The following is a 12,434-nucleotide window of genomic DNA, read 5'->3' as shown; positions in this document are numbered from 1 at the left end:
CCAACAGTAGTCTTCCGGCGGTCCCGGCACCGGGTGAGCGCGTCACCACCAGCCGGTGGCGGGACCGAGTTGTCGGCCGAGCTCGGGCGTCAGCGTCCGGACGTAGGTCGTGGTGAGGTGGTTCTCGTCACGATAGATGAGGATGTTTCCCTCCACCGCCCGGCACAGATCCTGCCGGCAGAACTTGTCGGACAGGTCGAGCAGCGACACGGTGGGCAGGTGCGCGGATGCGGCGACGGCCGGGTCGATCGGGTCCAGCGCCTCCTCGCGCGGCACCCCGCACGTCTCCGCGGTGCCGCCCCCCGCAAGGCAGTCGGCGGCCCGATAGGCGAGATCGCCGCGGAACAGCCACGGGTTGTCGCGGATCGCCACCACCGGGATGCCGTAGTCGGCGAGCGTCTCCCACAGATCGACGTACCAGAACGGAACGAAGTCGCCCGGCCCTTCGCCTTGGTCCTTGGTGCGCGTCGACGTGGTGAACACGTAGTCGGGCGGATCCGCGCGCAGTTCGGCGAGCACGGCGGTCGACCATGTGTCGCACTCGACCGTCGGGGACTCCTCGACGAGCGGGGCGAGGGGATCGGAGAGCGGACACCCGACCTTGAGATAGGTGTCGAGGCGGAAACCGTGTTCGATGCCGAGCGCGTCGAGCGCAGCGAGCCAGTGCTCCGAGTGCGACCCCCCGACGATCACCATGCGGCGGGTCGCGAGCGGGTCGCCGTAGGTACAGGTCAACGGTGCGCGATTGGTGTGCTGGGCGATGCAGTTGTCGAGCGTCGCGGGAGGCAGGTCGCGATGGGCGACGAGCAGCGGCGGTTGCACCGGTTGCGGCTCGGTGGAGACGGCGGGATCGAACACCGCAGCGCCGGGGTACAGCTCCGTCGGCAGGGCGGCGACGCCCTCGAGGGCCTCCGTCGAACGGTCGACGTGGGTGTGCCAGAGGTTCGCGGCCCCGACGAGGGTGACGGCCAGGACCGTCACGAGACCCACGAGCGCGGTGCGGGACGGCCGAGGGGGTTCGACGCGGCGGATGGGGTCCTCGAACCACCGGGTCGACGCCTCGGCGAGCAACAGCGACAGGGCGATCACGATGAGCCCGCCCACCAGGCCGACCGACGGGTGCCCGAGCACGATCAGGTAACCGATGAGGATCGGCCAGTGCCACAGGTACAGCGCGTAGGCGATCGCCCCGAGGCGCACCATGGGCGCGGATGCCAGCAGTCGCGCCGACGGCGTGTCGTGCTCGGAGTCGGAGCCGGAGCGGATACCCGCGACGACGAGCGCCATGGCCGCACCGACGGGGACGAGCGCCCACGGCCCGGGGAAGAGGGAGTTGCCGTCGAGGACGAAGCCGCACGCGAGCAGCACCGCGAGTCCGAGCGCACCGAGCACGATCCGCAGCGCGCGCGGAACCCGCAGCCACGGCGACAGGCACATCAGCAGTCCGCCGAGAGTCAGCTCCCAGGCACGGGCGGCGCTGTCGTAGTACATCCACGACTGCGGCCGGTCGGCGAGCACCGCGTACGCCAGCGACGCCGCGGTGAGGGCGGCCAGCAGCACCGTCAGGGGCAGGCGGACAGGCACCGACATCCGCCGCAACAGCCACGCGAAGCCGAACACCACCACGAGCGCCGCGATGTAGAACTGGCCCTGCACGGCGATCGACCACAGGTGCTGGAGCGGGCTGACCATCGGATCCGCGGCCAGATAGTCGCTCGCCGTGCGGGCGAGATACCAGTTCTGGAAGAACAGCAGCGACGCCCCGGTCTGGTCGGCCACCTCGAGCCACTGCGTGAACGGCCGCAGCACCACCGTGGCGGCCGCGACAGCGGTGAGCACAACGACGAGCGGAGGCAGCAGACGCCGGCCGATCCGCCGCAGGACGGGACGCGGATCGAGCGGGGCCGAGGAGTCGGCGGTCCTCAGGAGCGTGCCCACGAAGAAGAAGCCGGAGAGCGCCAGGAAGACGTCGACACCACCGGAGACGCGACCGAACCAGACGTGGAAGATCACCACGAGCGCGATCGCGAGACCGCGCAATCCGTCGATGTCGGCACGACGCGCGGGGCGCCTGCCTGCTGTCCGCGCGCCACTCTCGAGTTCCGGTCCCGAGGTGTGGACGGACATGTGACGGATACCCCCGGTGTCTTACGTGTTCGGCTGTACTGCGAACCGGGCGACGAACGCACCGGCCGATTGCCGTGAGCGTCGTTCACGGCAACTCGGGCAGACTACGCGGCTGCGGGCGGCGACCTCCAACCGCCTACAGTTTGGGCGTGGGCAACTCTCCTCTCCCGGTCGAGCGGATCCGCACCCTCGACGCTCGGCACCTCTGGCACCCCTACGGCGCGTTTCCGGCGACCACCGAATCGTTGGTGGTCGACCGTGCCCACGGTACCCGGATCGTCCTCGCCGACGGTCGTGAGCTGGTCGACGGCATGAGTTCGTGGTGGGCCGCGGTGCACGGATACGGGCATCCCGTGCTCGACGCGGCCGTCCGCGATCAGCTCGACCGGATGAGCCACGTGATGTTCGGCGGCCTCACCCACGAACCCGCCGCGCGGCTCGCGGAACTGCTCGTCGACATCACCCCCGCCGGTCTCGACACCGTCTTCCTCGCCGACTCGGGCTCGGTGTCGGTGGAGGTGGCCGTGAAGATGGCGGTGCAGTACCAGCGTGCCGTCGGCAGGCCGGGACGGCGTCGCCTGCTCACCTGGCGCGGCGGCTACCACGGCGACACCTTCGCCCCGATGAGCGTGTGCGATCCGGAGGGCGGCATGCACGCACTGTGGACCGACATGCTCGCGCGGCAGGTCTTCACCCCCGCCCCACCGGCCCGTTTCGATCCTGACTACGTCGCGCACTTCGAGGCGATCCTGCTCGAGCACGTCGACGAGCTCGCCGCGATCGTGGTCGAACCGGTCGTCCAGGGCGCCGGCGGCATGCGCTTCCACGACCCGCGGTATCTGCGCGAGCTGCGCAGGATGTGCGACGAACACGGACTGGTACTGATCTTCGACGAGATCGCGACCGGTTTCGGGCGCACAGGCGAACTCTTCGCCGCCGACCACGCGCAAGTGAGCCCGGACGTGATGTGCGTGGGCAAGGCACTCACCGGCGGATACATGACCCTCGCGGCGACATTGTGCACGCGGGCCGTCGCCGAAGCGATCAGCGCGGGGGAGGGTGGCGGTGTGATGCACGGCCCGACCTTCATGGGCAACCCGCTCGCGTGCGCCGTCGCCGTCGCGGCGGTCGAACTGCTGCTCTCCCGCGACTGGCGGGCCGAGGTGGCGGCGGTGAACGCGGGACTGACGGAGGGACTCGCGCCGGCACGCGAGTTGCCGGGGGTCGCGGACGTCCGCGTCCTCGGAGGCATCGGCGTGATCGAACTCACCGATCCGGTGGACATGCGCGCGACGACCGACGCCGCCGTGGCGGCCGGGGTCTGGCTGCGGCCGTTCCGCAATCTCGTCTACGCGATGCCGCCCTACATCTGCTCGGCCGACGATCTCGCGGCGATCACCTCGGGGATGATCGCCGCCGTCGGCGCGAATGCTCGGTGACCGAAGGGGTCAGCGGACGGCGGTGAGGAACCCCGCGATCGCGCCGGTCCACGAGATGGACGGTGAAGCGGTCCGCCAGGGCGGATGCCATACGCGACCATTCGTCCCCGGTCGCGATGCTGCTGTGCACGACGACGAGACCCGGACCCTGCCCGAGCTTGCGGAATCCGATCGTCGTTCCGTCCCGGGATTCGATGTGGACGACCACCTCCCATGCCGTTCGTCGGGGTCTGCCGAACCGTCCGAGCCTACGACCCGAGCCGACCGACGTGACGACTTGAACGGTGTTCAAGTATGGTCACCGCTCATGACCGCACATCCCGCCCTGGCGTGGCTCGACGACACCGCAGCGGCGCGACGCGCAGCGGGCCTGCACCGCGACCCCGTCGTCCGAACCCCCGGCACGACCGTCGTCGACCTCGCCTCCAACGACTATCTCGGCCTGACCCGCCATCCCGAGGTCCTCGCGGGAGCGACCGCTGCCCTGCGGCGATGGGGAGCCGGCGCCACCGGATCGCGGCTGGTCACCGGCACCACCGCCGAACACGAACTCCTCGAACGCGAACTCGCCGACTTCGTCGGGGCCGACAGCGGCCTGGTGTTCTCGAGCGGATACGCCGCGAACCTCGGTGCCGTCGCCGCCCTCGGTGGCAAGGACGCACTGATCGTCTCCGACGCCGGTGGTCACGCCTCGCTCGTCGATGCGTGCCGGCTGTCCCGCTCGAGGATCGTCGTCACCCCGCACAACGAAGTCGACGCGGTCGCGCACGCCCTCGCGACCCGCACCGAGGCCCGCGCGCTCGTCCTGACCGACTCGGTGTTCAGCACCGACGGCGACCTCGCGCCGCTGCGGGAACTGCATCGCGTCTGCCGAGCGCACGGCGCGTTGCTCCTCGTCGACGAGGCCCACGGGGTAGGAGTCCGCGGCGCGGGGGGCCGCGGACTCGTCCACGAAGTGGGCCTCGCCGGCGAGCCCGATGTGGTCGTCACCGCGACGCTGTCGAAATCCCTTGCCTCCCAGGGCGGAGCCGTCCTCGCCGACGGGCGTGTGCGGGAACATCTCGTGGACACCGCGCGCACCTTCATCTTCGACACCGGACTCGCCCCGGCCGCCGTCGGTGCCGCCCGGGGTGCGCTGAAGGTGCTGCGCGCCGAACCCGCACGTGCCGCTGCCGTGCTCGAGCAGGCCGGGCGCTTGGCTCGTCTCACGGGCGTCGAGGCGCCGCCGTCCGCCGTGGTGTCGGTGATCCTCGGCGACCCGCGCGTCGCCGCCGACGCCGCGGCGCGGTGCCGCGACCGCGGCGTGCACGTCGGCTGCTTCCGGCCGCCCTCGGTTCCGGCCGGTACCTCGCGGCTGCGCCTGACGGCACGCGCGAACCTCACCGACGACGAACGCGCCCTCGTCGACGAGGTGCTCACCGACGTCCTCGCGGGAGCCCGGGCGTGAGCATCCTCGTCGTCACCGGCACGTCGACCGATGTGGGCAAGACCGTCGCGACCGCGGCACTCGCCGCGAACGCCGTGGCCGCGGGACTGCGGGTCGCGGTGTGCAAACCCGCCCAGACGGGCGTGACGGACGACGGGCCGGGCGACCTGCAGGAGATCCGGCGACTGGCCGGGGACCGTGTCCGGCTCGTCGAACTCGCGCGGTATCCCGATCCGCTCGCACCGGATACCGCCGCGCGGCGCAGCGGACGCCCGATGCTCACCCTCGAGGAGATCGTCGACACCGTCCGGATTCTCGACACCGAGTACGACCTCACCCTGGTCGAGGGGGCGGGAGGTCTGCTCGTCCGGCTCGGCGCGGGCGGTTTCACCCTCGCCGACGTCGCGGCCGCGCTCGGAGCGCCGGCGGTGATCGTCGCCGCCGCGGGACTGGGCACGCTCAACCACACCGCGCTCACCGTGGCCGCGCTCCGCTCGGCGGGGATCGAATGTCCGGGGGTCATCGTCGGATCCTGGCCTGCTGCACCGGATCTGGCGGAGCAGTGCAATCTCGACGACCTCCCCGACGTCACCGGCGTCCCCATCGTGGGCAGGATCCCGGCCGGCAGCGGCGCTCTCGACGCCCGCGTCTTCGCCACCCGTGCCTCTCGGTGGTCGGATCTGCCGCTCCCGACGAAACGGCGTGCGGGCGGATCTTCCGCTGTACTGTGATGGATGCCACATTGCAACTGGCCTGTTCCCATCGTGTCGGCCGGCGCGACATGCCGATACCCGCTACGGAAGGGACATGTCGACCGCTCGGCCCGGAGGTACGGATGTCCATCAGCGAATTGCAGGAACTTCAGCGCACCGCCGCCCACCTGCGCCAATGCCTCGGATCCCTACGATCGCGCTACGGGGACGCAGCCCCGGTGAAGAGGCTGTCGAACGACGTCGAACGTCTCGACATCGACATACGCGACTTCGCCGAACATCCTCCGCGCGAGGTCGTCAACAGCCTCGGTCAACGCATCCCGATTCCCGATACGCCGTACGACGACTCGTTGTTCCGCGGAATGGATACGGACGACGAAGGTCTCGGCGGGCTGCACGGCTCGCGGTGAGCACCTCCGAGGCGACGCCGGCGGCTCGCGGTGAGCCGGCCACCGGCGTCCGATCCGAGGGCCGCGCACGGATCACCGCGCGGACGCTGCGGACCGACCGCTGGTGGCAGACACCCGCACTCACCGTCCTCGGTCTCGGTGTGTTCGTGGTGTACGCGACGATCCGTTCGTTCGTGCGCAGCGCCTACTACGTCGAGGACTACCACTACCTCACGCCGTTCTATTCGCCGTGCGTGAGCGCGTCCTGCGTGGACGGCGCCCGCCATTTCGGCACGTGGGTCGGCGAACTCCCGATGTGGATCCCGCTCGCCTTCCTGTCGTTGCCGTTCCTCCTCGGCTTCCGGCTGACCTGCTACTACTACCGCAAGGCCTACTACCGATCGTTCTGGTTGTCGCCGCCCGCGTGTGCGGTCGCCGAACCGCACCGGCACTACACCGGGGAGACGCGGTTCCCGCTGATCCTGCAGAACTCGCACCGCTACTTCTTCTACGCCGGCTTCGTGGTGTCGCTGATCAACACCTACGACGTCGTCCTGTCCTTCCGCGGTCCGAGCGGGTTCGGCATCGGACTCGGCAACCTGATCCTGCTGATCAACGTCGTGCTGCTCTGGGGCTACACGTTGTCATGCCACTCTTGCCGGCACGTCACCGGAGGCAGGCTGCGGCACTTCTCGAAACACCCCGTGCGCTACCGGATCTGGACGTTCGTCTCGAAACTCAACACCAGGCACATGCAGTTCGCGTGGATCACGCTGGGAACCCTGATCCTCACGGACTTCTACATCATGCTCGTGGCGAGCGACACCATCGCCGATCTGCGGTTCATCGGCTGACGCGCACGGCACGACACCGGCCGCACCGGAGGAGGGGGAACACGGATGGTGGATGTCGAACGGCACAAGGTCGACGTCGTCGTGATCGGAGCAGGCGGCGCCGGGCTACGCGCGGTGATCGAGGCGCGGCAACGCGGCTTCTCCGTCGCCGTGGTGTGCAAGTCGCTGTTCGGAAAGGCCCACACCGTGATGGCCGAGGGCGGATGTGCCGCCGCGATGGGCAATGCCAACCCCGCGACTCCTGGCAGGTGCACTTCCAGGACACGATGCGCGGCGGCAAGTTCCTCAACAACTGGCGGATGGCCGAACTGCACGCCCGCGAGGCCCCCGACCGCGTGTGGGAGCTGGAGACCTACGGAGCGCTGTTCGACCGCACCCCCGACGGACGGATCAGCCAGCGCAACTTCGGCGGCCACACCTATCCGCGACTCGCCCACGTCGGCGACCGCACCGGACTCGAACTCATCCGCACGATGCAGCAGAAGATCGTGTCGCTGCAGCAGGCGGACCACGCCGAGCACGGCGACTACGAGGCCCGGGTGCGGGTCTTCGCCGAATGCACCATCACCGAACTGCTGAAGGACGACGAGGGACGCATCGCCGGTGCGTTCGGATACTGGCGCGAGACCGGGCGTTTCGTGTTGTTCGAGGCGCCCGCGGTCGTCATCGCCACCGGTGGTATCGGCAAGTCGTGGAAGGTCACGTCGAACTCCTGGGAGTACACGGGCGACGGTCACGCCCTCGCCCTGCGTGCCGGCGCCACCCTGATCAACATGGAGTTCGTCCAGTTCCACCCGACAGGGATGATCTGGCCGCCGAGCGTGAAGGGCATCCTCGTCACCGAGGGTGTGCGAGGCGACGGCGGAGTGCTGAAGAACTCCGAGGGGGAGCGGTTCATGTTCTCCTATATCCCGCCGGTGTTCAAAGGCCAGTACGCGGAGACCGAGGAGGAGGCCGACCGCTGGTACGAGGACCAGGAGAACAATCGCCGCACGCCCGACCTGCTCCCGCGCGACGAGGTCGCCCGCGCCATCAACTCCGAGGTCAAGGACGGCCGGGGGACTCCGCACGGCGGAGTCTTCCTCGACATCGCCTCGCGGATGCCGGCCGACGAGATCATGCGCCGCCTGCCGTCGATGCATCACCAGTTCAAGGAACTCGCCGACGTCGACATCACCGCCGAGGCCATGGAGGTCGGCCCGACCTGCCACTACGTGATGGGCGGCATCGAGGTCGACCCCGACACCGCCGCTGCGGCAGTCCCGGGGCTGTTCGCCGCCGGGGAATGTTCCGGTGGCATGCACGGATCGAACCGGCTGGGCGGGAATTCGCTGTCCGATCTGCTGGTCTTCGGTCGCCGGGCAGGTCTCGGCGCCGCCGACTACGTGCAGAGCCTCACCTCGCGGCCGATCGTCGGCGACGCCGACATCGACGCCGCCGCCCGTGCGGCGCTCTCGCCCTTCGATCCGGCCGACACCGATCGCGCCGAGAACCCGTACACCCTGCACACCGACCTGCAGCAGGTCATGCAGGACCTCGTGGGCATCATCCGGCGCGCGGACGAGATCGAACGTGCCCTGCGCGAACTCGACACCCTGCGCACACGGATCCGCAACGTCGCGGTGGAGGGCCACCGCCAGTTCAACCCGGGCTGGCATCTCGCCCTGGACCTGCGGAACATGCTCCTCGTGTGCGAGTGCGTCGCGCGGGCCGCGTTGCAGCGCACCGAGAGCCGCGGGGGACATACCCGCGACGACCACCCGTCGATGGACTCCGAATGGCGTCGCACTCTGCTCGCCTGTCGCCTGGACGGCGGCGACCCGTTCGTCCCCGCCGTGACGGTCACCGCCGAACGGCAGCAACCGATGCGTCCCGACCTGCTGGAGCTGTTCGACATCGACGAACTCGGGAAGTACTACACCGACGAGGAACTCGCGGATCATCCCGGACGGAGGGGTTGAGATGGGACACCAGGCGGCGTTCAGGATCTGGCGGGGCGACGCCGACGGCGGGGAACTGCGGGACTACACCGTCGAGGTCAACGAAGGGGAGGTCGTCCTCGACATCCTGCACCGTCTGCAGGCCACCCAGGCACCGGATCTCGCCGTGCGCTGGAACTGCAAGGCGGGCAAGTGCGGATCGTGTTCGGCGGAAGTCGACGGTCGCCCGCGCCTGACGTGCATGACCCGCATGTCGCTGTTCGATCCCGACGCGACGATCACCGTGACCCCGATGCGCACCTTCCCGATCATCCGAGATCTCGTCACCGATGTCTCGTTCAACTACCGCAAGGCACGCGAGATACCGGCTTTCGCGCCGCCTCCTGATCTGGCGCCGGGGGAGTACCGGATGCAGCAGGTCGACGTGCAGCGCTCCCAGGAGTTCCGCAAGTGCATCGAATGCTATCTGTGCCAGAACGTCTGTCATGTGGTGCGCGACCACGAGGAGAACAAGGAGGTCTTCGCCGGTCCCCGCTATCTCATGCGCATCGCGGAACTCGAGATGCACCCGCTCGACGTCGCCGACCGGCGCGACGTCGCGCAGGACGAGCACGGCCTGGGTATGTGCAACATCACCAAGTGCTGCACCGAGGTGTGCCCGGAGAACATCCACATCACCGACAACGCGCTGATCCCGATGAAGGAACGCGTCGCCGGCCGCCGCTACGACCCGATCGTGTGGCTCGGCAACAAGCTGTTCCGGCGCTGAGCAGGGAGCAGGGACCGGGCCGGACGCAGGGACCGGCTCAGTTCACGCGTTCGGCGACCAGCGGAACCAGCTCGTCGAGCGCGAACGGCACCGACAGCACCGAGTTCGTCGAGAACGCCGCGGAGATGTGGGAATCGCTGTCGAGCACGAGGAACCGGCCGTCGCGCACCGCCGGGATCTGCTGGAAGACCGGATTGTCGGTCACCTCGGCGGCCGGCACGTAGATCGGCAGCACGATCAGCAGGTCGGAGTCGAGCATGTCCAGGTTCTCGTCGGAGACTGTGATGAAGAAGTCGTCCGTCGCCGCGGCCTGCACCTGCGGATTGTTCACGAAGCCGAGCTCGGTCATGAAGTCGACGCGCGAGTCGCCGACGACGTAGGCGCCCCACCCCTCCGACGTGTAGGAGGCGACGGTGACGGTCTTGCCCGCGAACTCGGGATTGTCGGCGGCGGCCTGCGCGAAATCCGCGTCGATCTGCGACAGCAGTTCGGCACCCTTGTCCGGGACACCGAGCGCCGCTGCCACGGTGGCCACCTGGTCGTCGAGCGACGTGAGGTAGGCGTCGCTGCCTTCCGGGCCGCCGACGGTCGGGGCGATCCCCGACAGCGTCTCGTAGCGGGCCGGCTCACCGGAACTCTTGGTGTCGAGGATCAGATCGGGCTCCTGCGCCGCGAGCATCTCGAAGGACGGCTCGATCGTGCCGATGAGCTCCGGCGGCGAGTCGTACAGCCCCTGCGCCCACGGCCCCACGCCGTCGCCGCCGAAGGCGAGCCAGTCACTCGCCGCCACCGGCTGAACGCCGAGTGCCAGTGCAGTTTCGGCGTCGCCCCAGCCCAGAGCCGCGACGCGTTCGGGGGCGGACTCGATGGTGACCTCCCCGAACTTCGTGTCGACCGTGACGGGGAAGGCGCCGTCGGCCGGTGCCGAACCGGAGTCGGACTCCGTGTCGGACGATCCGCACGCGGTCAGCACGATCGCGGTGGCCGTGAACAGAGCGGCGGAACGGAGCAACGCAGCGGATCGGCGTGTCATGACGGGCCTCGAGTCTGTCGAACAACAAGTGAGGCGATCCTAACCCGGCGGGGTGACCGAAGGTGAAAACCCGCCGGAAACCGCGCAGGGCAGCCGCTCGAGCGCGCACTATGTGTCCGTGACCCGACCTGACGACGGTCGGCCGGCACGGGCGAAACCGGTGCTGGCCTCCTTGATCCTCGTCGCCGCCGTGGCGAATTCGAACCTCGCCGTCGCGAACGTGGCACTGCCCGAGATCGGGAAGGCGTTCGACGCGAGCCAGACCCAGCTCAACCTCGTCGCAGTCGGCTATTCCGTCGGTCTCGCCGCGTCCGTGCTCTACCTCGGTGCCGTCGGCGACCGTTACGGACGCAAGACGATGCTGCTGCTCGGCATGGCGTTGTCGGTTCCCGCCTCGGCGGTCGCCGGGTTCGCGCCGAGCACCGAGGTGCTGTTCGCGGCGCGGGTGCTCGGCGGTCTCTCCGCCGGTCTGGCGTTCCCCACCACTCTCGCCCTTATCACTGCACTGTGGTCGGGCGCAGCCCGCACGCGCGCGATCGCGTTGTGGTCGTCGATCGGTGGTGGCCTGACCGCGCTCGGCCCGCTCGTCGCCGGCACCCTGCTCGAACAGTTCTTCTGGGGTTCGGTTTTCCTGGTGACGATTCCGCTCGCGCTGATCGCTTTCGCCCTGACCTGGATATTCGTGCCCAGCCACGTCAACGAATCGACCGATCCGGTCGATCATCTCGGCGGTGTGGTCTCGATCGTGTTGGTCGGCTCGCTCGTCCTCGGCATCAACTTCGTGCCCGTCGACGGGATGGAGACCATCGCGGTGTCCGCTCTCGTGATCGCTCTCGTCGCGGTGATCCTCTTCGTCATGCGCCAGCTGCGAGCGGCGAACCCCCTGTTCGACCTGCGGGTCGCCCGGCGTCGCGTGTTCTGGGTCGCGGCCGTCGCGGGCATCATCGTGTTCGGCACCCTGATGGGCACGATGTACATCAGTCAGCAGTACCTGCAGAACGTGCTCGGCTACTCGACTCTCGCAGCTGGATCGGCGGCGCTGCCCGCCGCTTTCGTGATGGTGCTGGTGGCGCCGCAGTCGGCGAAACTCGTCGGGTCGCGCGGCTCCCGTTTCACGCTGCTGTCCGGTTACGTGGCGATCGTGGCCGGACTCGTCGTCGCACTGATGCTCTGGGACGAGGACGCGCATTACTGGGTGATCGCCCTCGGATACATGTGTCTCGGAGCCGGTGTCGGTCTCGCCGGTACCCCGGCCTCGCATTCGCTCACCGGCTCGGTGCCGGTCGCCCGTGCCGGGATGGCCTCCGGCACGGCCGATCTGCAACGCGATCTCGGTGGCGCGATCGTCCAGTCGATCCTCGGCGCCCTGCTCACCGCCGGATACTCGGCCTCCCTCGCCGCGACGATCGCGGCGAGTCCTCAGGCCACGGCCGTCGACGAGCAGACCGAGACCGCACTGGAGAAGTCGTTCGCGGGTGCCGTCGGGATCGCCGAGCACTATCCGCAGTACGCGCAGCAGATCATCGAGGCCGCGCGGTCGGCCTTCCTCGACGGCGACACCCGCGCCTACACGGCCGCGATCGCGATCGTGCTGGTCGGAGCGGCGCTGGTGGCCCTTGCGTTCCCCTCACGCTCGGCCGAGATCGCGCTGCTCGAACGGTACGCCGAGGAGGACGGTGACGCGGCGGTCGACTCGTCGGAAAAACCGGCCCACTGAACCCGGATCCTCACGCAGTCCGGGTCG

Annotated in this window: 9 protein-coding genes and 1 pseudogene; 8 read left to right on the top strand and 2 right to left on the bottom strand. The window is 69.2% G+C overall.

The window, feature by feature from the left end; genetic code table 11:
• Positions 1–42: 42 nt before the first annotated feature.
• On the bottom strand, positions 43–2,127 hold the full coding sequence (locus AC6CID_RS06380) for an acyltransferase family protein (protein ID WP_498353705.1): 2,085 nt from the start codon (positions 2,125–2,127) through the stop codon (positions 43–45).
• A 149-nt stretch (positions 2,128–2,276) separates the two neighbouring features.
• Here AC6CID_RS06380 and AC6CID_RS06375 point away from each other — a divergent pair, with 149 nt between their 5' ends.
• From AC6CID_RS06375 to AC6CID_RS06345, 7 genes and pseudogenes are all read left to right on the top strand, one after another.
• Positions 2,277–3,566 carry an adenosylmethionine--8-amino-7-oxononanoate transaminase gene (locus AC6CID_RS06375; protein ID WP_024101244.1) on the top strand — a complete coding sequence of 430 codons (1,290 nt, stop codon included), beginning with the start codon at positions 2,277–2,279 and terminating at the stop codon, positions 3,564–3,566.
• A gap of 307 nt (positions 3,567–3,873) precedes the next feature.
• The gene (locus AC6CID_RS06370; protein ID WP_498353704.1) at positions 3,874–5,013 is read left to right on the top strand and encodes an 8-amino-7-oxononanoate synthase; all 1,140 of its coding nucleotides are present in this window, start codon (positions 3,874–3,876) and stop codon (positions 5,011–5,013) included.
• Entirely contained in the window at positions 5,010–5,723 is a 714-nt protein-coding gene (gene bioD / locus AC6CID_RS06365) for a dethiobiotin synthase (RefSeq protein WP_006554105.1), read from the top strand. The genes AC6CID_RS06370 and bioD overlap by 4 nt, the downstream gene beginning before the upstream one ends.
• A 104-nt stretch (positions 5,724–5,827) precedes the next feature.
• A complete protein-coding gene (locus AC6CID_RS06360) occupies positions 5,828–6,115 on the top strand; it encodes an Rv0250c family protein (RefSeq protein ID WP_064061508.1) in 288 nt (95 codons plus the stop codon).
• Positions 6,112–6,948, top strand: a complete 837-nt coding sequence (gene sdhC, locus AC6CID_RS06355) for a succinate dehydrogenase subunit SdhC (RefSeq protein WP_006554103.1) — start codon at positions 6,112–6,114, stop codon at positions 6,946–6,948. Before AC6CID_RS06360 ends, sdhC begins: the two co-directional genes overlap by 4 nt.
• A gap of 45 nt (positions 6,949–6,993) precedes the next feature.
• Positions 6,994–8,909, top strand: a pseudogene (locus tag AC6CID_RS06350) (fumarate reductase/succinate dehydrogenase flavoprotein subunit).
• Between the two features lies 1 nt (position 8,910).
• Positions 8,911–9,657, top strand: a complete 747-nt coding sequence (locus tag AC6CID_RS06345) for a succinate dehydrogenase/fumarate reductase iron-sulfur subunit (protein WP_033097626.1) — start codon at positions 8,911–8,913, stop codon at positions 9,655–9,657.
• 37 nt (positions 9,658–9,694) lie between these two features.
• On the opposite strand, the gene AC6CID_RS06340 is transcribed toward AC6CID_RS06345, so the two are convergent.
• Positions 9,695–10,690 carry an iron-siderophore ABC transporter substrate-binding protein gene (locus AC6CID_RS06340; RefSeq protein WP_064061506.1) on the bottom strand — a complete coding sequence of 332 codons (996 nt, stop codon included), beginning with the start codon at positions 10,688–10,690 and terminating at the stop codon, positions 9,695–9,697.
• 118 nt (positions 10,691–10,808) lie between these two features.
• On the opposite strand from AC6CID_RS06340, the gene AC6CID_RS06335 reads away from it, so the two are divergent.
• Entirely contained in the window at positions 10,809–12,407 is a 1,599-nt protein-coding gene (locus AC6CID_RS06335; protein ID WP_248846290.1) for an MFS transporter, read from the top strand.
• Positions 12,408–12,434 lie beyond the last annotated feature (27 nt).

The sequence above is a fragment of the Rhodococcus sp. GQ147 genome (genome assembly GCF_059759155.1).
Note: the sequence above shows the minus strand (reverse complement) of the source record. Positions and strands in the feature narration are given on the sequence as shown.